The sequence below is a fragment of the Mycobacterium sp. genome (assembly GCF_046095365.1).
GTDB lineage: Bacteria > Actinomycetota > Actinomycetes > Mycobacteriales > Mycobacteriaceae > Mycobacterium.
Map to the genome: position 1 here is coordinate 1 of NZ_JBJTJF010000059.1, position 24,423 is coordinate 24,423.

23 protein-coding genes and 2 pseudogenes are annotated in these 24,423 nt (G+C 68.1%); 4 read left to right on the top strand and 21 right to left on the bottom strand.

The features are described 5' to 3' along the window. Both ACKOQ4_RS04640 and ACKOQ4_RS04645 read right to left on the bottom strand, forming a co-directional pair. A pseudogene (locus ACKOQ4_RS04640) lies at positions 1–275 on the bottom strand (hypothetical protein); the annotation flags it as partial. A 50-nt stretch (positions 276–325) separates the two neighbouring features. Then, a pseudogene (locus ACKOQ4_RS04645) lies at positions 326–1,162 on the bottom strand (alpha/beta hydrolase). A gap of 141 nt (positions 1,163–1,303) precedes the next feature. On the opposite strand from ACKOQ4_RS04645, the gene ACKOQ4_RS04650 reads away from it, so the two are divergent. Further along, positions 1,304–2,356: a phosphodiester glycosidase family protein gene (locus ACKOQ4_RS04650; protein WP_526289311.1), complete on the top strand. Its 1,053-nt coding sequence runs from the start codon at positions 1,304–1,306 to the stop codon at positions 2,354–2,356. 3 nt (positions 2,357–2,359) lie between these two features. Here the strand turns inward: ACKOQ4_RS04650 and ACKOQ4_RS04655 are convergent, their stop codons facing one another. The 15 genes from ACKOQ4_RS04655 to ACKOQ4_RS04725 all read right to left on the bottom strand — a co-directional run bounded on the left by ACKOQ4_RS04655 (position 2,360) and on the right by ACKOQ4_RS04725 (position 17,698). Continuing rightward, positions 2,360–3,034: an Mce protein gene (locus ACKOQ4_RS04655; protein ID WP_526289313.1), complete on the bottom strand. Its 675-nt coding sequence runs from the start codon at positions 3,032–3,034 to the stop codon at positions 2,360–2,362. Then, complete coding sequence (locus ACKOQ4_RS04660) at positions 3,031–3,570, bottom strand: Rv1363c family protein (RefSeq protein WP_526289315.1); 540 nt, start codon at positions 3,568–3,570, stop codon at positions 3,031–3,033. The genes ACKOQ4_RS04655 and ACKOQ4_RS04660 overlap by 4 nt, the downstream gene beginning before the upstream one ends. After that, complete coding sequence (locus tag ACKOQ4_RS04665) at positions 3,567–4,541, bottom strand: RDD family protein (RefSeq protein ID WP_526289317.1); 975 nt, start codon at positions 4,539–4,541, stop codon at positions 3,567–3,569. Before ACKOQ4_RS04665 ends, ACKOQ4_RS04660 begins: the two co-directional genes overlap by 4 nt. Beyond that, on the bottom strand, positions 4,538–5,056 hold the full coding sequence (locus ACKOQ4_RS04670; RefSeq protein ID WP_526289319.1) for an Mce protein: 519 nt from the start codon (positions 5,054–5,056) through the stop codon (positions 4,538–4,540). Before ACKOQ4_RS04670 ends, ACKOQ4_RS04665 begins: the two co-directional genes overlap by 4 nt. 62 nt (positions 5,057–5,118) lie before the next feature. Further along, positions 5,119–6,726: an MCE family protein gene (locus ACKOQ4_RS04675; RefSeq protein WP_526289321.1), complete on the bottom strand. Its 1,608-nt coding sequence runs from the start codon at positions 6,724–6,726 to the stop codon at positions 5,119–5,121. A gap of 13 nt (positions 6,727–6,739) precedes the next feature. Continuing rightward, the gene (locus tag ACKOQ4_RS04680; protein ID WP_526289323.1) at positions 6,740–7,876 is read right to left on the bottom strand and encodes an MCE family protein; all 1,137 of its coding nucleotides are present in this window, start codon (positions 7,874–7,876) and stop codon (positions 6,740–6,742) included. Positions 7,877–7,881: 5 nt separating this feature from the next. Beyond that, positions 7,882–9,507 (bottom strand): virulence factor Mce family protein, encoded by a 1,626-nt coding sequence (locus ACKOQ4_RS04685; protein ID WP_526289325.1) that lies wholly within the window; start codon positions 9,505–9,507, stop codon positions 7,882–7,884. Between the two features lie 3 nt (positions 9,508–9,510). After that, entirely contained in the window at positions 9,511–10,962 is a 1,452-nt protein-coding gene (locus tag ACKOQ4_RS04690) for an MCE family protein (RefSeq protein WP_526289327.1), read from the bottom strand. After that, positions 10,959–11,999, bottom strand: a complete 1,041-nt coding sequence (locus tag ACKOQ4_RS04695) for an MCE family protein (RefSeq protein ID WP_526289329.1) — start codon at positions 11,997–11,999, stop codon at positions 10,959–10,961. Before ACKOQ4_RS04695 ends, ACKOQ4_RS04690 begins: the two co-directional genes overlap by 4 nt. Further along, positions 11,996–13,207, bottom strand: coding sequence for an MCE family protein (locus ACKOQ4_RS04700; RefSeq protein ID WP_526289331.1), 1,212 nt, complete (start codon positions 13,205–13,207; stop codon positions 11,996–11,998). The genes ACKOQ4_RS04695 and ACKOQ4_RS04700 overlap by 4 nt, the downstream gene beginning before the upstream one ends. A gap of 2 nt (positions 13,208–13,209) precedes the next feature. Continuing rightward, positions 13,210–14,085, bottom strand: a complete 876-nt coding sequence (locus tag ACKOQ4_RS04705) for an MlaE family ABC transporter permease (protein WP_526289333.1) — start codon at positions 14,083–14,085, stop codon at positions 13,210–13,212. Further along, the gene (locus ACKOQ4_RS04710; protein ID WP_526289353.1) at positions 14,086–14,826 is read right to left on the bottom strand and encodes an MlaE family ABC transporter permease; all 741 of its coding nucleotides are present in this window, start codon (positions 14,824–14,826) and stop codon (positions 14,086–14,088) included. It lies immediately after the preceding gene. A 194-nt stretch (positions 14,827–15,020) separates the two neighbouring features. Then, positions 15,021–16,601 carry a fatty-acid--CoA ligase FadD5 gene (fadD5, locus tag ACKOQ4_RS04715; RefSeq protein WP_526289335.1) on the bottom strand — a complete coding sequence of 527 codons (1,581 nt, stop codon included), beginning with the start codon at positions 16,599–16,601 and terminating at the stop codon, positions 15,021–15,023. A gap of 9 nt (positions 16,602–16,610) precedes the next feature. Then, on the bottom strand, positions 16,611–17,054 hold the full coding sequence (locus tag ACKOQ4_RS04720) for an SRPBCC family protein (RefSeq protein ID WP_526289337.1): 444 nt from the start codon (positions 17,052–17,054) through the stop codon (positions 16,611–16,613). Next, positions 17,054–17,698, bottom strand: a complete 645-nt coding sequence (locus ACKOQ4_RS04725; RefSeq protein ID WP_526289339.1) for a TetR/AcrR family transcriptional regulator — start codon at positions 17,696–17,698, stop codon at positions 17,054–17,056. Before ACKOQ4_RS04725 ends, ACKOQ4_RS04720 begins: the two co-directional genes overlap by 1 nt. Positions 17,699–17,813: 115 nt before the next feature. On the opposite strand from ACKOQ4_RS04725, the gene ACKOQ4_RS04730 reads away from it, so the two are divergent. Further along, positions 17,814–17,936 (top strand): hypothetical protein, encoded by a 123-nt coding sequence (locus tag ACKOQ4_RS04730; RefSeq protein WP_525597415.1) that lies wholly within the window; start codon positions 17,814–17,816, stop codon positions 17,934–17,936. Here the strand turns inward: ACKOQ4_RS04730 and ACKOQ4_RS04735 are convergent. Then, positions 17,921–18,391 carry an acyl-CoA thioesterase gene (locus ACKOQ4_RS04735; protein ID WP_526289341.1) on the bottom strand — a complete coding sequence of 157 codons (471 nt, stop codon included), beginning with the start codon at positions 18,389–18,391 and terminating at the stop codon, positions 17,921–17,923. The genes ACKOQ4_RS04730 and ACKOQ4_RS04735 overlap by 16 nt on opposite strands. A gap of 48 nt (positions 18,392–18,439) precedes the next feature. Between ACKOQ4_RS04735 and ACKOQ4_RS04740 the strand changes: the two genes are divergently transcribed. Continuing rightward, complete coding sequence (locus ACKOQ4_RS04740; RefSeq protein ID WP_526289343.1) at positions 18,440–19,837, top strand: HNH endonuclease signature motif containing protein; 1,398 nt, start codon at positions 18,440–18,442, stop codon at positions 19,835–19,837. Between the two features lie 4 nt (positions 19,838–19,841). Here ACKOQ4_RS04740 and ACKOQ4_RS04745 read toward each other — a convergent pair whose 3' ends face one another. Genes ACKOQ4_RS04745 through ACKOQ4_RS04755 form a run of 3 tightly spaced genes read right to left on the bottom strand, consistent with a single transcriptional unit; the run spans position 19,842 to position 22,710 of the window. Continuing rightward, the gene (locus ACKOQ4_RS04745; protein ID WP_526289345.1) at positions 19,842–21,284 is read right to left on the bottom strand and encodes an NAD(P)(+) transhydrogenase (Re/Si-specific) subunit beta; all 1,443 of its coding nucleotides are present in this window, start codon (positions 21,282–21,284) and stop codon (positions 19,842–19,844) included. Continuing rightward, positions 21,281–21,619, bottom strand: a complete 339-nt coding sequence (locus tag ACKOQ4_RS04750; RefSeq protein WP_526289347.1) for a proton-translocating transhydrogenase family protein — start codon at positions 21,617–21,619, stop codon at positions 21,281–21,283. Before ACKOQ4_RS04750 ends, ACKOQ4_RS04745 begins: the two co-directional genes overlap by 4 nt. Continuing rightward, positions 21,619–22,710, bottom strand: coding sequence for a Re/Si-specific NAD(P)(+) transhydrogenase subunit alpha (locus ACKOQ4_RS04755; RefSeq protein WP_526289349.1), 1,092 nt, complete (start codon positions 22,708–22,710; stop codon positions 21,619–21,621). Before ACKOQ4_RS04755 ends, ACKOQ4_RS04750 begins: the two co-directional genes overlap by 1 nt. A gap of 1,012 nt (positions 22,711–23,722) precedes the next feature. Here ACKOQ4_RS04755 and ACKOQ4_RS04760 point away from each other — a divergent pair. After that, the coding region (locus ACKOQ4_RS04760) for a Calx-beta domain-containing protein (protein ID WP_526289351.1) at positions 23,723–24,423 on the top strand (701 nt) is incomplete at its 3' end.

The following is a 24,423-nucleotide window of genomic DNA, read 5'->3' on the forward strand; positions in this document are numbered from 1 at the left end:
CCGGTACCGACCTTGTCGTAGCGCAGAGTGGCCACACCGCGGTCGGAGAAGTACGCCGCCAGCTGGCGCATGTTGCCGATCGGCCCGGCCACGTTGTTGTCGCCGTTGCGGTCGGTGGCGCCGCTCTCGGAGATCAGCAGGGCCGCGGGCCCGGACTCGCCGGCGAGGTGGCGGTAGGTGCCGTGCACCGTCAGGCCGCCGGCGGGGAAGGTCACTTCGTCGTCGACCCAGGCCCGCTCGGCGGTGGTGCGGCAGCCGGCCAGCACCGTCGTCATCGCCGACGCCGCCAACGCCAGGGCCGCCAGCGCCGACCGCACTCGCAGCGTCAAAGCCGAGCCGTGATCCATGTGACGACGTCGTCGAGGACCTGCTCGCGCTCGGGCTCGTTGAACACCTCGTGGTAGAGCTCCGGGTAGACCTTCAGTTAGACGTCGGTGGACCTGACGCACTCCACCAGGCGCCTGCTGCCCTCTGCCGAGACCAGCTGATCCTCCTCGCCGTGCACCACCAGCAGCGGGGCGGTGATGCCGGGAGCGCGGGCGGGCATGTTCTCGCCGACCAGCAGCAGCGCCTTCCCGATGCCGGCCGGGATCTTTCCGCGGTACACCAGCGGGTCGGCCTTGTAGTCCGCCACCACCTTCGGGTCCCGCGACACCAGTTCCGGGTCGATCGCCTCGATCGGCAGGTCGGGCAGGATCGAGCCGACCGCCTTGCCGAGGATCGCCTTGGCCGTGGAGACGCCGGTGTGTGCGGCGATCGCCGGACCGGACAGCACCATCAGGTCGTACTCGTCGGGGTGCTGCACGCCGTAGGCGAACGCGATGGCGCCGCCCATGCTGTGCCCGAGCACGATGCGGGTGACCCCCGGATGCTCCCCGGTGGCGATCCTGACCAGAGTGCGGTAGTCGTCGACGAACTCCCGCATGTGACGGACCCGGACCCGCTTGCCGCCGGCCCGGCCGTGTCCGCGGTGGTCCAGTGCATAGGTCGCCAGGCCGGCCCGGCCGAAGCGCTGGGCCACATGGTCGTAGCGCCGGGCGTGCTCGCCGTACCCGTGCGCCAGCACCACCACGCCGCGCACCGGCGGCGGCGGGGTCCAGACGTCGTAGACGATGGGTACCCCGCCGACCCCGGAGAACGTCCGCTCAGCGCGCGTGGTCATGGAGGGCGTCATAGAGGGCAAGGGTAGCGGCCGGACGTGATACCGCCGCCGTCCGATAGTCACCCCGCTGTTACTTATGTTGACACTGTTACTGATGTGGTTATCGTGTGACGCAGCACCGACGAATCGAAAGGTCACGCGATGCGCCGGATCCGGCGACTGGCCGCCGCGGCGGCGTGCGCGACCCTGGTCTGCGCCCCGGCGCCCGTCGGCCACGCGGCGGCGCGCGACCAGCTCGCCCAGGCCATCGCGACCACCCGGGGAAGCTATCTGGTGTACAGCTTCGGCGCCGGTTTCCCCGCGCCGATGCTCAACGCGGCCGGCGCCTGGTACGAGATGGCCCGGGGCGGGCGGCTGATGATCATCAAAGCGGCGTCGCAGCGACTGTCCCCGCGATTGCTGGTCGACACCCATCAGGGCTACCAGGCCCGCTGCGAGCTGAGCCCCGGCGCGCGCACCGCCGAGGGACTCACCCAGGCCGCCGAGACCTACGCCCCGGTGCAGGCCTGGCAGGTGCTCGGCCGGCCGGCCATCGCGGTGAACGCCAACTTCTTCGACGTCCGCAGACAGCGCGGCGGCAACTGGAAGGTGACCGGGTGCAGCTCGCCGCTGGGCGCCTACATCGACAACACCGGCGACGGGGGCCGGGCCAACATGGCGGTCACCGGCACGCTGGCCTACCCCGGCAAGCAGGCACTTTCCGGCGGCGACGAGGTCTGGACGGCGCTGACGACGCTGATCCTGCCGGTGAACGGGGCGCCCTACCTGGTGGCGCCCCGGGACGCCCGCGACTACGACGCGGCCACCCCGGTGATCGCCGGCCTGGTCGACAGCGGAACGCGGTTCGTCGCCGTCGCCGGCCTGAAGCTGCTGGCGCCCGGGGACACCGGACAGCTCAACGATCCCGGGCCGAGTGCCGCCCGGACCGCGGTGGCCTACACCAGGGACGGCGACGAGTTGTACATCTTCCAGGGCGGCAGCTACACCCCCGACCAGATTCAGGACCTCTTCCGGGGCCTGGGCAGCGACACCGCGGTGCTGCTCGACGGAGGCTCGTCGTCGGCGATCGTACTGCGCCGCGACACCGGCGGGATGTGGGCCGGGGCGGGCTCGCCGCGGGGCTCCTGCGACACCGTCGCGGTGCTGTGCGATGCCGGCGAGCGGGCGCTTCCCGGCTGGCTGGCGTTCGACTGAGGGCTACAGGCCGAGCTTCGGCGACAGGTCCAGTGACGTGACCGTGGTCATCTTCGTGACCCGCCAGTCACGTCCGTGGCGCTGCAGCTCGAGGCGGTAGGACAGGTACTTCATCGCCGGGATGTTGTTGTTCTGCGGCGAGGTCGAGGTGGTGTTGGTGTAGACGATCGCCGTGGCGTCCGAACCACGCAGCGATTCCACCGCCGCCCCAACCACTTTCGTGGAACTGGTGACCTTCGCCTGCTTGTTCGTCGGCGCGATGGCATCGACGTACTTGCGGTACTGCTCCTCGAAGTCGCCGGCGAGGTACTTAGCGGAGCGGTCCGGCAGCCTGTCCATGTCCTCGGGTGTGTAACTCCACAGCGTGGTGATCGCGTCGGCTGCGGTCCGCGCGATCCGTAGCTTGGTCGCGACGACCGCCTGGTTCATCAGGTACGGCTCGACCGCGGCCCCGGCGAACCCAGCCGCCACCACGAAGGAGGCCGCCGCGGCGATGGTGGCGGTTCTCCTGTTGTGCGAGAGCCACTTACGCACCCCGGAAGGACCGCCGGCGCTGTCGGCCGAAGCCGTGTCGTCCACCGGCGGAACGGTCTCGGTATCCTCGGTGGCCTCGGTGGCCTCGGTGACCTCGGTGACCTCGGTGACCTCGACCTCGGTGTCCTCAACCTCGGTGCTCACAGCACCTGGATCAGGTCGCTGACCTTCCACTGGTCCCCTTCCTTGACGGCCGTGATCTCCCAGCGGCTGCCGCTGTCGATCTTCTTCCCGTCGGGCATCTTCGTCGTCATATTCGCCACCGCGATGACGCTTGCGCTGCCGTCGGGGTTCCACCGTTCGATGCCGACCTCCTGAACCGACCCGAATCCGGGCTCGGCCTGCGCCACCTGCACGACGACCTGGTTCATCTTCTCCGAGTACAGCTTGGCGAAGTTGCCGGTGCCCAGAGCCAGCACCTTCTTGGCATAGTCGTTGGCGTTGAACGGATCCGGCGACGTGTACTGGGTGACGAAGGTGCGCGCGAGGGTGAGCACCGCGGCATCCCGGATCTGCGCGCGGCGGTCGCCCTCGGCCTTGGCGAAGATCAGGGCACTGGCCGCCACCGCGGCGGAGATCAGCACCGCCGCGATCGCCGCCACCACCGCCACCCGGCGCCGCCCGGGCTGCGGTTCCGGCATCCGGAACAGCGCGGTGGTGATCCTGCGGCGCGGGCTCACTGGCCGGGCTTCGTCGGTTCGGCGGCGGGCTTGGGCGCCGAGAGCACCGCCAGGTTGGACAGCTTCCAGCGATCACTCTTCTCGAAGTCCACCCGCACCGAGGCGGTGACGAATCGCTGGTTGGGTTCGGCGCCACGCTGGCCCTGCAGCAGCAACAGCATCACGGCGCGGTCCGCGGTCGCCGACAGCACCGCGCTGTTGCTCACCCAGTAGTCGTTGTCCACCGGCGCGTTGCGGACCGCGTCCTGCTGCTTGGCCAGTTCCGGGCGGTAGCCGTCGGTGACCAGCGACTGCGCCCTGGCGAAGTCGTCGGCGATGGTCTGTTTCTTGTAGCTGAGCATGTCGGTGACGATCTTCGGCCCCTCGACGGCGATCTGCTCGCGCGCCCGCTCCACCGCCCGCTGACCGCGGTAGACGAACGCGTATCCCAGCGCGGCGGCGAGCATCGACAGCGCCGCCGCGCCGGCGATCACCGCGGCGGCCAGCCGGCGACGGTCGGGCCGCGGGCCGTCGACCTCGCGCACCTGCGTGCCGGCCAGGATGTCTGCGAAGGTGCGCCCGCGCCGGTCGATCAGCGGCCAGAGCCAGCCGAGGAACAACGGCAGCGTGTCCAGCAGATGGGCCAGGTCGCGCAGCAGCAACCGCCACGGGGCCACCGGCTCACCGTCGCGGTCGACCACGGCGATCCCGAACACCGCCCGGCCGAGGCTCCAGCCGGTCAGCGCCGGCAACACGACCCGATTGACCGCGACCCCGATGATCACGACCGCGGCCGCAACCAGGCACGCCCACCTCAGCCAGCCCGCCGCGGACCAGCCGACCAGCAGCAGCCCGGCCGCCACCGCGGCGCCCAGCAGCACGTCGATGCCGAAGGCTCCGGCCCGGGCCCACCAGCCGGCCGGACGCCCGTCCGGCCCGGGTCGCTGATCGGCCTCGCGGTCGTCCAGGGCGCTGTCGAGCACGACCGTCACTTGCTCACCGGTTCGATGTTGTCGATCTTGTAGGTTCCGTCCGAAGGCACCATCCGGACCCGCAGCCGGTAGCTCAGCTCCTGGTTGAGCTGCTCCTTGTTGGACATCAGCACCCGGGTCGCGACCAGGACGTCGATCGAGCCGTCCCGATTGTGCTTCTCGGCGGCGGCCCGCATGTCGCTCACCTTCACCTGGGCGTTGACCGTCTGGTAGGCGTCCGCCAGCAGACCGCCGTACAGATTCGCCTGGGCCGCATAGTTCTCCGAGGAGCACTCGACGATTTTCCGCTGGCTGTCGTTCATCGCCTTGACGTCGGGGGCCTGGGTGGCGGTGATGCAGTCCTTGGCCGCGGCCACCGCCACCGCTTCGTCGTTGGCGGCGGCGGCACTTCGGCGGCTGCCGATCAGCGCGAACACACCGGCCACGGTGAGCAGCACCGCGGCGGCCGCGACGCCGGCGATCACCCGGTTCAGCAGCGAACCGGACAGCCGGGAGCCGCTCCCAGCGTCATCCACGTGATCACTGAGCTCAGGATCAGTTACTACCGTCTCGTCAGCCGTGAGTGGCGGGGTTGGGGTCAGCGGGCCGGAGCCAGCATCTCCTTCCATCCGTCGTCTCCTGTAGTGGTCGAGTTCTCGACGGTGTACGTCGTGCCGTCCGGCCCGACGATATCGCCGCTTGCGGCATTGTAGGTTGCCGACATATTGGCCGCCGGAGTGCCCGCCGGGGAGTAGTTGCACTGGCCCGGTTGCGGCCAGCCCGGCTGGACGCCCCTGATGTCGACCGGCGCCGCGGGATCGGCGCACTGCACCGACCCCTGGCCCGGCTTCGACGGCGCGTCGCTGATGGGCGCGGTGGGCGGCGGCAGCAGATCCGCCGGCAGCGGGTTGAGCCCGTTGTTGATCGAGGGCGCCCGGATCACCGTGCCCGGGTTCACCGGCTGGTCGCACACCGCGCCCGGCGCCGGGCAGTTGACGATCTGGTTCGGATCGCCGTACCAGGGGTTGGTGCCCAGCGGGACGTAGGGCTCGTCGCTGCGGCACTCCGCCGGGCTGGCGGCCCGCTTGCCGGGCACGTCGACGCAGGGGATGTTGCGCGCGCCGCGAACGGTGTTGGACGGAACGTCGTGCGGCACCTTGCAGTACAGGCCGTCCTCGACCGGCTTCATGCTGGTGTCGGCCGGAGAGCGCCACTGCGGAGCCGGCAGGAAGCCGGTGAGGCAGGGCGGCGGCTGGTTGATGGACAGGCCGAGGTCCAGTGACGCCTCGCCGGGGAACGGCGCGGCGACGGCCTGGCCGGCCGCCGGCGCCTGCGGCAGCAGCACCAGTGCCTGCTCCACGCCCTTGTTGTAGCGCTTGAGCATCTCGATGATGATCTCCAGGTTCGCCAGCGTCTGCGGCAGAGCGTCCTTGACGTCGACGAACAGTGTGTTGAGCTGCTCGGTCGTCGGCGCTCCCTGCGCCAGGATGCTGCTGACCGCGCCGTCCTGCTCCTTGAGCTGGGCGGTCAGCGAGTTCAGGTTGGCCGCCCACGCGTAGATCGCGGAGGACGACTGCACCTGGCTGTCGAAGATCGGCGGCGAGTTGTCGACGATGCTGTTGATGTCCCCGATGTTGTCGGTCAGCGCCCCGACGAAGGACTGGGTGTTGTCCACCAGTTTCTGCAGTGTGGGCCCGAGTCCGCCGACGGCCTGGGCGGTCTCGTCGAGCAGGTTGGGGATCTTGCCGGCCGGGACCGCGGCCAGTGCGGCGTTCGCCCGGTCCAGCGCCGGCCCGATCGGCACCGGGATGGTGCTCTTGGTGACGGTCTCTCCGGGCTTGAAGTACTCGCCGGGGTCGCCGGTCGTCGACACGAAGTCCACGTACTGCTCGCCCACCGCGGTGACCGACCGCACGTTGGCCGAGGCGTCGGAGGGGATCTTGTACTTGTCGCTGATGCTCAGGAACGCCCGCGCGCCGGTCTCGGTCGGCTGCACGTCGGTCACCCGGCCGATCGTGATACCCCGGTAGGTGACGTTGGCGGTCTTGTACAGGCCGCCGGCCGCCGGCAGATCCACCTTCAGCGGGTACTGACCGATCCCGGCCAGGCTGGGCAGTCGCAGGTAGAACAGGCTCAGCGCCAATATCGCCAGCACGGTCAGGACGGCGAAGATCGCCAGCTGGGACTTGATGAAGCGGGTCAGCATCATGGCAGTGTCCTCACTCCCCGCGCTCGACGAACGGCCCGCCGCCGTCGGTCATGTTCGGATGCGGAGTGAACCGGATGTCGGGGATCATCGTGCTCGGATCCCGGCCCCACGACTGCTCGAGTGCCCGCAGCATGCCCTGTACGCCGGTGCCGGTCAGCAGGCCGTTGTCCAGCGAGCTGAGGGTGGCGTCCAGGTTCAGCGACAGGTTGATGTAGTCGCCCCTGATCACCTTCGGGATGTTGTCCAGCGGGTAGGGGTTGGTGATGATCAGGCGCATCGCATCGAGGAAGTACGGCGAGGCCTTGCCGATCTGACCCAGCGGCCGCTGCAGGACGTCGAGGTTGGTGCGCAGGTCGGCCTGGGCCGCCGACAGCGTCTCACCGGTCACCTTGCCGAAGCGGCCCAGCGCCACCACCGCGTCGGCCACCCGGTCGCGGGCACCGGCCAGATAGGCCGCCAGCGGCGGCAGGTCGACCAGCAACTGGTCGAGGGTGTTGTTGCGGCTGGCCACGTAGGAGAACAGGTTGTTGGTCGACTCGATCGCCCGCGCGAGGTCGTCGCGCTGCTTGTTCAACTCGGCGGTCAGCACGTCGAGCCGGTTCAAGAAGCCCCGGATCTGATCGGCGTTGCCGGTCAGCAGGTTGTTGACCTCGTTCTGGATCACCTCGAGGTTGGGGATGCCGCCGCCGCGCAGCACGGTGGCCAGGCTGGCCAGCGTGCGCTCGATGGTGGGGAACGCGGTGGTGCGGTCCAGCGGGATCATGTCGCCGTTGCGCAACGGCTGCGAGGACGGGTTGGCCGGGGACGCGAGTTCGACGTGCTGGGTGCCGAGGATCGAGCTCTGGCCGATCTTCGCCGTGGCGTTGGCGGGCAGCTTGACTCCGGGGTCCACGCTCAGGGTGAGGGTGGGGATCCAGTCCTTGAGTTGGATCTTGCGCACGGTGCCGACGAACACGTCGGCGACCCTGACCCGGCTGTTGACGTTGAGCGCCAGCGTGTCCGGAATCTGCACGTAGTAGGTCTCCGACCCCTTGGCGCTGCCCGGCCCGATATTCAGCGGGACGTTGGCGATGCCTTTCCAGCCGCAGGAGGTCAACACCATCGCGGTGACTCCGAGAGCCAGCCCGCGACGCCCGAGGTTGCTCATTGAGGTCACTGTCCGGCCCCCGTTTCTGCTGGTAGAGCGGGCATCGGTGGCATCGGAGCGGCAGCCGGCGCGACCGTCCCCGGAGCCGGCGGGCCGATCTGCTGGCTGACCGGAAGCGGTCCCGGGATCACGTCCGGGCCGGGGGCCGGCGGCGGCGGTGCCGGCGGGTACCACGGCGGCGGCAGCGGGTTGAGCTGATCGTAGGAGTTCGACGGGGCACCGCCGCGCGGCCCGCCCGCCGGGTATCCGGCCGGATCCGGCCCGCCCATCAGCGCGGCCAGCGAGTCGGGGGTGAGCATGTTCTCGGTGAACGGCTGCACCTGCAGACCCTGCATGCCGGGCGCGACGATCCAGCCGGGCTCGTGGTTGCCGTGCGAGAAAAGGGTGTCGCGCGACCACACGCCGGGCACCGTGGTGTCCTTGTATCCCGGCGGCGGACGCAACCGCTCCTCGGAGTAGGCCACGTACTTGGGCAGCGTCTCGGCGGTGGTGAACTGGTTCACCCCGAACGGCGGCGCGTTGAACTTGGTCGCGTCCAGGATCGGCGCGAGGTACTCCGCGCACAGTTCGGCGGAATCCTGGTAGCCCAGCCGGCTGCCCGCCTGGATGGCGCTGCAGAGGAATTGCATCGGGTTGGCCCAGTTGGCCACCGCGGGGATCGCGACGATCGAGCCGTGCGTCGGGTGGTAGATGTTCGACGTGTTGGCGGCCAGCGTCGGGTAGACGTGCAGCAGCGTCTCGATCCCGTTGCGGGCGTCGGGCTGCATCAGCGCGTTGGTCACGTCGGCCAGGTTGTTGATGTCCCGGGCGAGCAGCGTGCCGTTGTCGTCGACGAACTTGCGGGCCGTGGTCAGCAGGCTGTCGATCTCCTGCAGCGCCCGGCTCATCTCCTGATCGGAGTTGTTCAGCAGCGAGGTGAAGGTGGCGAGATTGTTGTTCAGTGCCACGAACTGCTTGTCGTTCTGGTGCAGCGCGTTGACGAACACCGCCAGGCTCTTGGTGGCCGAGAACAGGTCACCGCGGCCCTCGTTGAGCGCCGCGACCGCATCGGACAGGGCGCGGAAGGTGGTGTTGATCTCCTTGCCCTTGCCGTTGAGGTTGTCGGCCAGCGAATCAACCAGGTCGCCCAGGGCACCCTTGTCGCCGGGCTTGCCCTCGGCCGGGCCGAGTTCGGTGACCAGTTTGTCCAGTTGCGCGCGGATGTCGTCCCACTCCACCGGAATCCTGGTGCGCTCCAACGGAATCACGTCATTGTCGGCCAGGGCCGCACCGCCGGTGTAGGGCGGATCAAGCTGCAGGGTGCGGGAGGCCACGATGGTCGGGTTCAGCACCGAGGCGGTCGCGTTGGCCGGGACCTTGTACTGGCTGTCGTAGTGGAAGTTGACCTTCATCCGGTCGCCCTGCGGCTCGATGCTGTCGATGGCGCCGACCTTGACACCCATGATCTGCACCCGGTCTCCCGGGTACACCGCCAGGGTGTCGGAGAAGTAGGCGCTGACGTTGGTCGTCGTCGCCTTCTTGTACATCCGGTATCCGATGAAGGCCGCCGCCAGCGCGAGCACCGTCACCACGACCGCGACGACCACACCACCCTGGGTCACCTTCTTGAGGCCCACATTACGCACGGACATCGGCTACGCCCCTCCCGTGTCGATGGGTGCAACGTCCGGGCCGGGGACCGGTACCGTCCGGGCTCCCGGCGGGCCGGGCGCCAGCGCGGGTCCGGGTGCGCCGGGCATCAGGGCGCCGGGCTGTCCGGGCACGGCCGCCGCGGGGACGCCGTGGTTGGGCGTCAGCGCAGCCGGATTCAGCTGGGAGACGGCCACGTCCGGGGGCGGATAGCCGCCTGGCACCGGGCCGTAGGGGCCCTGGGTGGCCGCCGCGCACGGCAGCGGGTTGGCCGGTGACGGGATGCCGTCCGGCGGCGGGGTGTAGGAGCACGGCGCGCCCGGTCCGACCGCGGGTCCGGGATGGTCGGGGGTGCCCTCGAACACCGGCGGGGCGGCCGGCGGGGCGCCGTTGCCGTGCGCGGTGCCGTTCGGGTCCGGGAACTGGTAGGCCGGCAGCCCGGCGTTGCGCCAGAACTCCTCGGGATCGATTCCGCGCTGCTTGAACGCGGCGTCCACCCAGGGCTGGATGATCTGGTACGGCAGGATGTTGACCAGCAGCGTCTTGAAGTACGGCCCGGAGCCGATCGCCTCGGTGAGCGAGCCCATGAACTTCGACGCGGTGGTGATCGAGAACGCCAGGTCCTCCTTGTGCTGCGCGAGTACGTCGCTGATGGTCTGCAACTGCGTCAGCACGTTGTTGAGGTTCGGGTTGTCGTTGATGAAGCCGGCGAACTGCTGGGACACCGCCGAGATGTTCTTGAGCAGGAGGTCGACCTCCTGGCTGCGCTGGTTGACCGCGCCGAGCAGCACGCCGGCGTTGACCAGCAGCCGGTTGATCTGCTCGCTGCGGTTGCCGAGCACGCCGGCCACCTTGTTGGCCTGGGCGAGAAGGTCTTTGAACTGCTGGTCGCGCTTGCCGATGGTGTCGGAGAACCGGCTGACGCCGTCGAGTGCCGCCTTGAGTTCGGGCCGGCTGGCGTCCAGCGTCTCGGTGAGCACGTTCAGCGACTGCTTGACGGCGGTGAGGTCCCACTGGCTGGTGTTGGAGGTCAGATCGGAGAACGCGTCGTAGAGCTGATACGGCGTGGTGCTCTGCTCCAGCGGCAGCACTCCGTTGACCGCCAGCGGCTTGTTTCCGCGCGGGTCGATCTCCATGACCCGCTTGCCCAGAATGGTGTCGGTGCGAATCGACAGCCGGCTGTCGGTGCCGATGCGGTAGTCGCCGAGTGTGAAACCGACCTTGACCCGGTCCCCGTCGATCTTCAGCGACTTGATCTGGCCCACGTCGTAGCCGCTGATGCGGACCTTGTCGCCGGGGGCCGACCCGGCCGAGTCGGCGAAGTGCGCGTAGTACATCGGCTTGGCGAACAGCATCGGGATGCTGGCGAAGCTCTGTCCCACGAGGACGACCATGACCAGGACCAGAAGGCCCAGGATGCCAAGTCGGACGCGATTGTTCGTTTGCAGGGACCTCACTGCGGTGTGCACCTCCCCGTCGGCTGCTTGGTGATCCGGACCTTTCGAACCGGGCCGCCGGGCTGCAGGCCGTTGAGGGTCAGAGTGAGGTCGCAGAGATAGAAGTTGAAGAAGTCACCGTAGATGCCGCCGGCCCGGCCGATGAGATTGATCGCGGTCGGATATTCGGTGAGCAGCTTGTCCAGTTTGGCCGGGTCATCGGCCAGCGGGGCCTGAATGGTCTCCAGCTTGCCCAGGGTCTGCTGCAGCAGCGGCCGGTCGTCGCTGAGCAGGCCGGCCAGTGTCCCGGAGGCGTTGCTGATGTCGGCGATCGCGCCGGCCAGCGGATCGGCCCGGTTCTTCAGGCCGGTGACCAGGATCTCCAGGTTGCTGACCGTGGAGTCGAACTCCTTCTGGTGCTTGTTGACGGTCCCCAGCACCACGTTGAGGTTGGTGATGACCTCGCCGATCGCCTTGTCCCGGTCGGCCAGGGTCGACGTCAACTGGGCGGTCTGACTGAGGATGTTGGCCACCGTCCCGCCCTGCCCCTGGAACACGGTGACCAGCGAGGTGGCGATGTTGTTGACCTTCTCCGGGTCGAGCGACTTGAACAGCGGCTTGAAGCCGCCGATCAGGGCATCCAGGTCGAGAGCGGGCTGGGTGCGCGCCAGCGGGATGAGGCCGCCCGGCGGCAGGATCTTGTCCATACCGTCCCCGGTGCCCCGGTCGAGGTTCACGTAGCGCTCGCCGACCAGGTTGGCGTACCGGATCTGCGCGCCGGTGGACTGGTAGAGCGGCAGGGACTTGTCGACGGCGAGTTTCACCACGACCCGCTGCCCGTTCTCGAGCAGCCGGACAGATCTGATCTTGCCGACTTCCACGCCACCGGCCCGGACGAACTGCCCGGCCTTCAGACCACTGCCGTTGCTGAACTCGGCCTCGTACGAGGCGAACCGCTGGAAGCGCAGGTTGCCGAACACCACGATGAGCATGGCAGTGCACAGTGCGAGGATCGTCGAGACGATCGCCAGCTTGATTGCCGTTCCCTTGATACTCATGGGTTGATCGTGTTCTCCCCGAACTGGCGGCCCCAGACATACTCGGTCAACAGCGGCTGACCGATCTCGAAGTGGTTGTACGGCGCGATCGAGGCACCGGTGTCGGCGATGAGGGTGGGCGCGGGCCAGAAGTTACGGTCCACCTTCTGCCAGCAGCCCGGCGCCCCGCCCGGGCCGCCCCGGGCATTCACGCGCGGCAGGTTGTCCGGGTAGATGTAGGGGTTGGGCGCACCGATCAGCTTGGCGTGGTCGGCCAGCGAGTAGCCGTTGCCGCCGAAGCCGTCCAGCGCCAGGGGCAGCACCTCGGCGTAGTTGCGGATCATGCAGAACAGCTGCGGGCTGTAGGTATTGAGCAGCCGGGCGGTCGGGGTCAGGTCGGACAGCGCCCGCACCAGATAGGGGGCGCCGCTTTCGAGGACCTCGGCGCCGGTGTTGCCGAACCCGACCGCTCCGAGCAGGGTCGCGTCCAGGTCGCCCTGCTGGTTGTTGAGGGTGCGAACCGTGGTCAGCGCGTTGTCCAGGGAATTCCACAAGTCCGGGCCGGCTGCGGTGTAGATGTCGGCGAAGTCGGCGAGCCGTTGCACGCCGTACTGCAGACGGGGCAGCCGCGGGTTGAGGTTGTCCATCGCGACATTGGCCTTGACCAGCGACTGGCCCAGCTTGGTGCCCAGACCGGTGAGCGCCTCGGCGGTGGCCGACAGGGTCAGGTTGAGTTTGACCGGGTCGATCTTCTCGGCGAGGTTGGTGACCGTCTCGAACAGGGTGTTGAACTCGGTGGTGGTGCTGCGGGCGTCGATCACGTCGGACGGGCTGATGCGCTGCGGCGACGGGTCCTTGGGGGACGACAGCGCCACGAACTTGTTGCCGAAGATCGTGGTGGCCTGGATGTCGGCGTCGACGTTGGCCGGGATGAACTTGATGAACTTCGGGTCGAGTTCGAGGGCGAACTTCGCCGCTTCCTTGCCGTCCACCTGGGTCGGCCCGATCGTCTTGACCCGGCCGACCGCGACGCCGTTGTAGGTGACCTTCGCGTTGGGGTCCATCACCAGGCCGGCCCGGGCGGCCACCATCGTCAGGGGGGTCTTCGGTTTGAGCGTGCCACGGAACTGCAGGATCACGAACACGGTGATCAGGGCGAAGATGAGCAGCAGGATCAGCCCCGCCAGCCGGTAGGGCGGGGTACGCGTGTCGTTCAGCGGTGCTGTCATGGCTATACCGTCAGGTTGAAGTTCGGGTCGGTGCCGTAGAGCGCCAACGAAGCGGCCAGGACGACGAACTGGATCAGCACCAGCGAAGCCCGCATGGACTTGCCCACCGCCTCGCCCACCCCGACCGGGCCGCCGGAGGCGTTGTAGCCGAAGTAGCAGTGGTTGAGCATCACGAACACCGAGATGATGATGACCTCGACGAACGACCAGAACACGTCGTTGGGGCGCAGGAACGTGTGGAAGTAGTGGGAGTAGGTGCCCGACGACTGGCCGTAGAGCAGGGTGGTGGTCATCTGCGCGGCCAGGAAGGCCATGATCAGCGACATCGCGTACAGCGGGATGATGACCACCGAGGCGGCGACCAGGCGGGTGGACACCAGGTACGAGATGGACTTGATGCCCATCACCTCAAGGGCGTCGACCTCCTCGGATATTCGCATCGCGCCCAGCTCCGCGGTGGCGCCGGCGCCCACCGTGGCGGCCATCGACTGTCCGGTGACGATCGGGGCGGTGAGGCGCACGTTGACCATGGCGGCCAGGAATCCGGTGAAGGCCTCCACCCCGATGTTGCCGAGCGACGCGAAGCCCTGGATGGCGATCAGCGACCCCGCGGAGAGGGTGATGAACCCGACGATGGCCACGGTGCCGCCGACCACTGCCATCGCCCCGGCGCCCATCCCGACCTCGGCGATCAGCCGGACGATCTCCTTGGGGTAGTGCCGGACGGCGTGGCCGATCTCCTTGATCGACTCGATGGCGAACCAGGCGATCTTTCCGGTGCTGTCCAGGAATTTCCCGGGCGCTTTCGCCCACTTGTCCGACAGCGCAGGGAATTTCGACGGGATCGAAACCTTCGGTGTCGCGGTCGCAGTCGCCATCTATCGCCCCGTTCCGAATCGGACGCCGATCGTCGTGAAGATCACGTTGACCGCGAACAGTGCCACCACGCAGAGGACCAGGGTCTCGTTCACCGCGATTCCCACACCCTTGGCGCCACCGCCCACCGTCAGTCCGCGGTAGCAGCCGACCAGGCCGGCGATGAGGCCGAACGCCACCGCCTTGGCGACCGCGATGACCACTTCGGGCAGCCCGGTGATCAGGGTCAGGGTTTGCACGTAGGCGCCGGCGGAGATGTTCTGCACGTAGACGCCGAAGATGAAACTGCCGACCAGGCCGATGACGATCACCGCGCCGTTGAGCAGGACCGAGACCAGGATCGCCGCGGCGATCCGGGGCACCACCAGGCGGTGGATCGGGTCGATGCCGAGCACCTCCAGGGCGTCGATCTCCTCGCGGATGGTCCGGGCGCCGAGGTCCGCGCAGATGGCGGTGGAGCCGGCGCCGGCCACCACGAGCACGGTCACCAGCGGGCCGAGCTGGGTGACCGAGGCCAGGGCCGCACCCGCGCCGGCCACGTCTGCGGCGCCGAACTCGGTGAGCAGCAGGTTGAAGATGAAGATGATCAGAACGGTCAGCGGGATAGACATCGCGAAGGTCGGCAGCAGGGCCACCGTCATCAGGAACCAGCTGTAGTTCAGGAACTCTTTCCATTGGAAGGGCCGAACCAGCGCCTTGGCGGTCAGCGTGCACATCCGGAAGAAGCCGCCCAGGGCCTGCATCGGGCCGTTGAAACGCTTGCGGATCAGCGCGGTTGCAGTCACTGCCGGACCTCCCCGGCGTGACGTGAGGGCAGACCGTTCGGCACGTACCCCTCCTTCGCCCTACGTTGTGACCTAGCTCTCCCCTACGTCGTGTAGTAAGCGAGACCACAGGAACATACCCGATACCGCGGAGATGACGTATCGCATCCGCACTATTGCGCCGAGGTCGGTATTCCGGCGTTGCAAAACATGACTCTCAACTGGGCTTTCAGGACCTTCCCAGCCGGATTGCGGGGCAATTCGGCGACGACTTCCAGGGCCTTGGGGTGCTTGTAACGGGCCAGCCGGGCATCGAGAAAGGCCCCGAGGTCCTCCAGCCGCAGTGGCTGGGAGACCGCGGCGACGGCGACCGGGACCTCTCCCCACTTCGGGTCGGGGCGGCCGATGACGGCCACCTCGGTGATGGCCGGGTGCGCGGCCAGAACGTTCTCCACCTCGGCGCAGTAGATGTTCTCCCCGCCGGAGATGATCATGTCCTTCTTGCGGTCGACCACCCAGATGTAGCCCTCGTCGTCGCTGCGGACGAGGTCTCCGGAGTGGAACCAGCCACCGGTGAACGCCTCCGCGGTCGCCTCCGGGTTGTTCCAGTAACCAGCCATGAGAGTCGGTGCGCGGTAAACGATTTCGCCGACTTCCCCCACCGGTACGTCGTTCATGTCGTCGTCGACGATGCGGGCCGCGACGGTGGGGATGACCTTGCCCACGGAACCGAGTTTCCGGATCGCGTCCTCGCCGGGCAGCATGCAGGTCACCGGCGACATCTCGGTCTGCCCGAAGGCGGCCAGGATCGAACAGCCCGGGAAGGTCTCCCCCATCAGGCGCAGCAGGGTGTCCGACGCCGGCGCCGCGCCCCAGGACATCCGGCGCAGCCGGAGATTCCGCGGTCTGGCCCGCTGTTCGGCGCACACGGCCTGCCATTGGGCCGGGACCAGGAAGAGCCCGGTGACCTGCTCAGTTTCCAGTACGTCGAGCAGACCGCCCGGATCGAATCCGCCCAGCGGGTGGATGACGGTCGGCGTGCCCATGGTCAGCGCCGGCAGCATGTTGCCGATACCGGCGATGTGGAACAGCGGCACGCCGATGAACCCGACGTCGCCGGTCTCGGGGGTGGCGGTGTAGATCGCCGTCAGGGCCTGGCCGGCCAGGTTGGCGTGGGTGAGCACGGCACCCTTCGGGCGCCCGGTGGTCCCCGAGGTGTACATGATCAGCGCCGGGCTGTCGTTGGGCACGTCGGCCGGCGGCGCCGGATCTCCGTCCTCGGCGACCAGGTCCTCGTAGCCCGGCGCCGCGCCTTCCGTCGGCGCGCCGGCCACGATGACCGTCGACAGCCCGGGCGCGATCTCCCGGACCGTCGCGGCCACCGACGCCAGTGCCTGTTCGGTGACCATCACAGCGGCCCCGCAGTCTCCCACCAGATAGGCCAGTTCCGGCGGGGTCAGCCGGAAGTTCACCGGAACCGCGATGGCACCGAGTCTGGTTGCGGCCAAACAGGTTTCGACGAATTCGGGACGGTTGAGCATCAGGATCACCACCCGGTCGCCGCTGCCGACGCCGCGCCGGTGGAGCCCTGCCGCCAGCGCGTCGACCCGGCGATTCAGTTCCGCCCAGGTGGTGGTGCGGCCGTCGAACCGGATCGCCGGGGCGTCCGGCTGCATGAGTGCGTGCCGCGACAGCTGGGTGATCCAGTTCTGCCGCCGGGACAGATACGGCTCGTGAAGGCCGGGGATGTCCATGGTTCGGCGCTAGGCACCGGACGCGAGTTGCTCGGCCCGCCCCTTGAGGTTTCCGGCGAGGTGGTCCAGAGCGTCGTTGACGAGCTTCTTGACCATCATCGCCGGCACCGCGATCGAGGTCTCCACGTCCAGGTCGACGGTGAGCAGGCTCGACGGACCCATCTCGACCACCGAGAACAACTGGTGCTGCTTTGTGAACAGCTCGCCCTGCTGCATCACGGTCTGGATCTGCGCCGGCCCCGGGTAGTAGACCGCCTGGATGAAAGTGCCCTGGTGGCCCTGGATTTCGGTGTCGACGCGCAGCTGGCTGGGCCGGCCGTCGTCGTAGCGGGCGAGAATGTAGACGGCCTTGACCTCCTCGTTCCACTGCGGGTAGGCCTCGAAGTCGGCCACGATTCCCAGGATCTCGGCGGCGCCGGCGTTGACCTCGACGGTCCTGCTCACCAGCGGCATCAGACCCGGGCCCTGCGCCGGTCCGGGCCCAGCGGGCTTTCGGTGCGGATCCCGGAGTCTTTGATCAGGCCGCGCAGCAGCGCTGTCGAGAACTCCTCGGCGATCTCCTTGGCGGAGCGCCGGCCATCCGGGCGCAGCCACCGGTAGGCGCCCATCGTCATGCCGATGTAGCCCAGTGCCACCACGTGTGAGTCGCAGTCGAAGAACTCTCCGCTGGCGATACCGCGGTCGATCAGGCCGGAAAGGTGCTCGTAGACCTGGGTCTCCTTCTCCCGGACCTCGGCGACCTGCTCGTCGGTGAACCATTCGGTGATGTAGGGCTGTTCCTGCCAGTACACCGCCGCACCCTCGGGGTTGTCGGCGATGTTGGTGAGCAACCGCACGGTGTACTGGTAGAGCGCCTCGCGGGCGGTCCAGGACTCATCGTCGTGCACCGCGGCCAGGGTGTTCTCGGCGGCGCGACGGTAGATGTCGAACAGGATCAGCGACTTGCTGGCGTAGTAGTGGTAGACCGTCGCCTTGTTCAGGCCGACCACGTCGGCGACGTCGTCCATCCGGGTGCCGTGGTAGCCGCGCGCCGCGAACAGCTTGGTGGCGACCGCCAGCAGCTCCTCGCGCCGGGTCGTCCCGTTATCCGGTGGCATACGGCCCTCCCTATCAACTGGTTGGACAGTCTAGGCAATGAGTGGCCATCCGCCCCCGCTGCGGGGCGGTGAGGGGATACACTCACCCCGAGTCGGACGCCCTAGGAGGTTAGAGATGAATCCGGATCCGAACCCCGACTACGACGCGACCGACGAGATCGAGTACTTCTTCAGCTGGCTCCCCTGGGCGCTGCGCGGCACGGACTGGACCGGGACGCCGGCCTACCCGCCGGTCTGACCCAGCACCACCGCCTGCAACCGCGCCCGGAACGTGTCGGGCAGTGGCGTCGGTCCGTCATCACCGATCATCACCAGCACCGTGTCGCACACCCCCAGGCAGGTTCCGTCCAGGAACAGACCGGTTGATGCGACGAAGGACGTCCGTCCTATCCGGCCCACCCCGGCACCGGTCTGGATCATCGAAGGCCAGTGCGCCTCGACCAGGAAGTGCACCGCGTTCTGCGATGTGACCAGCCGGAAGGGCTTCTCACCGGCGCGGTAGGCCTGCGGAAACAATCCCTGGTTCATGGTCGCGCGGGCGTTCTCGTGCAACGACTCCAGGGCGAGATTGTTCAGGTGCGCGTTGGCGTCCATGTCGCCGTAGCGGGTGGCCACCTCGCCGCGGACGGGGTAGGAATCCAGGCGCAGTCGCATCGGGTCCGGCCGCGCCGCCGTGCTGGTCCAGTCGGTCACAAGGCGGCAAGCGTAGCAATGTCAGACCCCGCCTTCATCATCGAACACATGTTCGACACACTGGGCGATTCGGAGTTGCTCGCCGAGATGGCCGCCGCGCAGCGTCAGGAGCGGGTGGCGGTCGCCCGGCGGTTGCTCGCGGCAGGGCGCCTGTGTCAGCGGCGGATGGGCGCGGCGGGTGCGCAGGACCGGGTCCGGTGGTGCGTCGACAACTGGGAGGCGGCCGCGGCGGAGGTCGGCGCGGAGTTGGGCATCAGCCGCGGCCGAGCCTCTGCCCAGATGAACTACGGGATCGAGTTGCTGGAGCGGTTGCCGCGGCTGGGCGCGGTGTTCGCCACCGGGCAGTTGGACTTCCGGGTGGTCGCCGCGGCGGTGTTCCGGACCGGGCTGATCACCGACGCGGAGATACTCGCCCGGATCGATGAGGTCCTCGCCGGCCGGGCCGGCAGCTGGAATCGGCTGTCGCGCAGGCGGTTGGCCGAGGTGATCGACCGGTGGGTCGCCAACCTGGACCCCGCGGCGCTGCGCAAGGCCCGAGACGCCGCCGAGGACCGTCACATCGAGTTCGGCGAGGCGCGCGACGGCATGGTGGAGTTCTGGGGCGCGTTGCGCGCACCGGACGCCGCTCTGCTCGAACGCACCCTCGACGGCATGGCGGACGCCGTCTGCCGGACCGATCCGCGGAACAGACGGCAACGCCGCGCCGACGCGCTGAGCGCTTTGACGGGCAGTCGGCAGACCCTGGGCTGTGAGTGCGACGCCCCTGATTGCCCCGCGCCCCGGGTCGCGCCGGCGGGCGTGGTGATTCATCTGATCGCCGAGGCTGGCGGCGCCGGCGGAACCGCACCATCGGGTGGTTACCTGCCCGGCTACGGAACCGTGCCCCCGGCGATGTTGCGTGAACTCGCCAAGCATGCGCGGCTGCGCCCGCTGACCCCACCGGCGTTGTTGTGCGCCGAACCGCGCTACCGGCCGTCGGCGGCCCTGGCCGACTTCATCCGTTGCCGCGACCTGCACTGCCGCTTCCCCGGTTGCGACAAGCCTGCCGAGTACTGCGATATCGACCACTCCGTGCCCTGGCAGCTCGGGGGCCCGACGCACCCGACCAATCTTTCGTTGCGCTGTCGCACACACCATCTTCTCAAGACGTTCTGGATCGGCCCGCGCGGTTGGTCGGAGCAGCAGTTCAGCGATGGCACGATCGTGTTCACCTCCCCGACGGGGCGCACTTACACCACCAAACCGGGCGGGACACTGTTCTTCCCTCAGTTTGCCGAGCCCACTGGTGAGGCGAGTCGTGAAGCCCGCCAGGCGATTTCCGGCCGGAACCGCACGCTGATGATGCCCGGCCGAAGGCGCACCCGCTCCGAGGAGCGCGCCGCCCGCATCCGCTGGGAGCGTGGGCTCAACGAGGCGCGCTGGCAGGCCGACCCGCCGCCCTTCTAGCGCGCTACAGATCCTTGAGTTCCTCGATGACCTCGCCCACGGACTTCTTGGCGTCGCCGAAAAGCATCGAGGTGGTGGCACCGAAGAACAGCGGGTTCTCAATACCGGCGTAGCCCGAGGACATCGACCGCTTGAGCACGATCACCGAACGCGACTGGTCGACGTTGAGGATCGGCATTCCATAGATCGGGCTGGAGGGGTCGTTGCGGGCCGCCGGGTTGGTGACGTCGTTGGCGCCGATCACCAAAGTCACATCGGTGCGCGGGAATTCTCCGTTGACGTCGTCCATTTCCTTCATTGCGTCGTAGTCGACGTCGGCCTCGGCCAGAAGCACGTTCATGTGGCCCGGCATACGACCGGCAACCGGGTGGATCGCGAACTTGACCTCGACGCCCTTCTCCTCCAGCAGGTCCGCCATCTCCTTGACGGCGTGCTGGGCCTGGGCGACGGCAAGACCGTAGCCCGGAACGACGATCACCTGGTTGGCGTAGGCCATCTGGATCGCCGCGTCGCCGGCCGAGGTCGCCTTGACCGCGCCCTGCTCCGCGCCACCCGGGCCCGCCGCGGCGGCGTCGCCGCCGAAGGACCCGAACACGATCGCCGGAATGGAGCGGTTCATCGCAACGGCCATCAGGTTGGTCAGGATCGAACCCGACGCGCCGACGATCATGCCGGCCACGATCATCGCGGTGTTGTTCAGCGCCAGACCTGCTGCGGCAGCAGACAATCCGGTCATCGCGTTGAGCAGCGAGATCACCACCGGCATGTCTGCGCCGCCGATCGGGAACACCACGAAGAGGCCCATGATGCCGGCCAAGACCAGCAGCAGCACGATCCACCAGACCGACAGGGCTTTCTCAGATCCGGCGTGCAGTCCGATGTAGACCGCAGCGGCGACGGCCGCGAGCAGCAGCACGATGTTGGCTGCCTGGAAGAGCTTCGCCCCCTTGACGAATGCCTTCTCGACATTCTTCGGGATGATGTTCTCCTGCAGCTTGGCGAAGGCCACCAACGAGCCCCAGAACGACACCGAGCCGATGATCGCCGCGAACAGCGACCCGACCACCAGGGCCACGGTCGGGGACTGCTCGGGTTTGAAAACCGAAAAGCCCTTGGTCTCGATGAACTCCGCCCAGGCGATGAGAGCGACGGTGCCGCCGCCGACGCCGTTGAACAGCGCGACCAGCTGCGGCATCGCCGTCATCTTGGTCTTCTTGGCCGGCGGCACCCCCAGGATCACGCCGATCGCCAGGCCGGCCGCGATCAGGATCCAGTTGATCGCCGCGGTGTCCCGGACCTTGATCAGCGTCGCGATCACGGCGATCGCCATACCGATGCCCGCGATCCAGTTGCCCCGCACCGCCGTCTTGGGACCGGTCAGTCCCATCAGGCCGTAGATGAACAGCGAGAACGCGAAGATGTAGAGGACGTCGACGAGGTAGGTCACTTGGTGAGCTCTTTCGCCTCGGTCTTCCCGGCGGGGAGTTCCTTCTTCCTGCTCTTGAACATGCCCAGCATGCGGTCGGTGACCAGGAAACCGCCGATCACGTTGAGCGTGCCGAACACCAGCGCGACGAAGCCGATGATGCGGACCCCCCAGTGCGCGTCGGCCGGCAAGTTGCCCAGTACCAGCAGCGCGCCGAGGACCACGATGCCGTGAATGGCGTTGGTGCCCGACATCAGCGGGGTGTGCAGGGTGTTGGGCACCTTGGAGATCACCGCGAAGCCGACGAAGCCGGCCAGCACCAGGATCGCCAGATTGGCCAGCAGCTGGGTGTACATCAGTTCAGCACCTCGCGGGTGACACAGGAGGCCGCGACGACCTCGTCGTCGAAGTCCGGTGCGAGCGCGCCGTCCTTGATCAGCACCTCCAGGAGCGACGTCAGGTTCTTGGAATACAGCTCACTGGCGTGCTCGGGCATGGTGGCCGGAAGGTTCAGCGGCGAGGCGATCGTCACGCCGTGCCGCACGACGGTCTGACCCGGCTCGGTCAGCTCACAGTTGCCGCCGGTCTCGCCGGCGAGGTCGACGACCACGCTGCCGGGCTTCATCCCCTGCACCGCCGCCGCGGTCACCAGTCGCGGAGCCGGCCGGCCCGGCACCAGCGCGGTGGTGATGACGACGTCGAAGCCGCCGATGGCCCGTTCCAATTTCCGCTGCTGCTCGGCACGCTCCTCGTCGGTGAGCTCGCGCGCATAACCGCCCTCGCCGGCCGCGTCGATCCCGACGTCGAGCCACTGGGCTCCCACCGAGCGCACCTGGTCGGCGACCTCGGGGCGTACGTCGTATCCGGTCGTCTTGGCGCCCAGCCGTTTTGCCGTCGCCAGCGCCTGCAGGCCGGCCACACCGACGCCGAGCACCAGCACGCTGGCGGGTTTGACCGTGCCGGCGGCGGTGGTCAGCATCGGGAAGAAGCGGGTCGACTCGCTGGCCGCCAGCAGTACGGCCTTGTAGCCGGCGACGTTGGCCTGCGAGGACAACGCGTCCATCACCTGGGCGCGGGAGATCCGTGGGATGGCCTCGACGGCGAACGCCTGAACGCCGGCCGACTTGAGGGCTGCGATCTGGTTGTCGGCGTTGCGCGGGTGCAGAAAGCCGATCAGCGTCTGACCGGAGCGCAGCCGGGACACCTCGGCCTGCGTCGGCGGGTCGACCTTGAGAACGACATCGCAACTCCAGGCGTCACCGATCGTCGCGCCCGCGGCGACATAGTGCTCGTCGGGCAGCAGGGCACGCTCACCGGCACCGGACTCGACCACGACCGCCACTCCCGAGTTGACCAGCGCCGTGACCGCCTTGGGCACCAGTGCCACACGGCGCTCCTCAGGCCCCGACTCGGCGACGACGCCGACGGTTGTCTGGTTTGGATTCATCCCGGTTTGTGCGCTTCCTACCTGTGCCGAGTGCTCGTGACACCCTAATGGGCGCCGGCGCCGAAGCCCAATCTAGGTAGTCGGGAGCCCGCAATTTCCCGGACGCTCAGCAAATCTCCTCACGACCCTGAAGTGGGTTGCTGTGAATAGCTGGAATATCACAGGAATGCTGGCCACAACCGCGAAGCATGGGGTCGTCGGATTGCCCTGACACTGACGCCACCTCCCCGTCGCACAGTGAGATTCCAAGCGGGACAGTGCAATCCCGCAGTTCGGCAACGATGAAGGGTTTCAATCCAGGCACGGATTGTGATAGGAATCACCTAAGCGCGTAATTAGTAGGAGCTGATAAACCATCTCGTCGGGGTCGAGGGTCGCGAGTCGCGCCGGGATGCTCCCCGCGTTTTTTCCAGCTAAGACTCATTAATCGCGGCGGAGGCTGCAAATGCGGAAGTTCATCGAGTTTTCCCTGTCGGTCGGTCGCGTGGGACTGCTCGCCGCGGCACTGGGCATCGGGACCGTCATCGGCGGTCCGGGCCTCACACCGGCGGTAGCCGACATCGTGCCGGATCCCGATTCACCCAGCGCGGGGAACGAGGACACCGTCGTCTCCGGCCGAACTGCCCCGCGGCGCAGCGTCCCTCGCACCGAGATCGCGAAACGCCGCGGCGCTTCGGACCCGCCGGCCCGCAAGGCGCCAGCGGCCAGGCGCAAAGCGCCCGCTGACAACTCTCGGAGTCGCCGAGACCAGGCCGCACCGCCCGCCGACATCCGTGAGGCGGTCAGGGCCGCGGTCCAAGCCCTACCCATGCCGGCCGCAGCGACCGCCCCGGCGGTGGCCATACCGCCGCCGGCGGCGGCCGTCGCTCCGGCGGCTGCCGTCTCACCGGCGGCTGCGCTGTGGCCCAGGACGCCGGCGACCGCGAAGGCTGTCCCTCCGTTGCGGAACGTGCTGCAGTCGTTGCTGGCCCCGCTGTCGGGGACCAACCCGGGAGGCCCGGCTGAGTCCCCGGTGTCCTGGGTGGTGCTGGCGGCGACGCGCCGGGCGAACCGGACGGCGACGACGAAGACCGTGACGGCCGGCCAGACCGCGGTTGCCACCACCGCCGGCACCACCACGCCGATCACCTGGGCTTGGGGCACCAATCCGGTGCTGAGCTTCAATCCGGTCACCGACAAGTTGGACTTCGGCTGGATGGCGCCAACCCAGTTCGACGTCAGCGAGAAATCCGGTTCCGCCGTTATCGCCGTCGTCGGCAACAACCACAGCTACACGCTGCGGAATGTCCCGGTCTCCCAATTGCAGATGACCAACATCGTGGCCAAGGACGCCGGCACCGTCAGTAAGTGGCAGGGCCTGATCGCAGGTGCGCAGACCGCGATACCGACCGTGTCGATCACCAATGCGATTGTTGCCGAGGGCAATTCGGGCATCTCGAACGCGGCTTTCGCGGTGACGCTTTCGAAATCCTCGACCAAGACCGTCACGGTCAACTACGCCACCGGCAACACCACGGCGACCGCCGGTCAGGACTACGCCGCCACGACCGGGACGCTCAGTTTTGCGCCGGGAGTCACCAGCCAGCAGGTCATCGTCAAGGTTACCGGCGATACCGCCGTCGAATCGGACGAGACCTTCACCGTCACGCTCTCCAACGCCGTCGGTGCGCGCGTGGGGACTGCGGTCGCAACGGGAACGATCCGCAACGACGA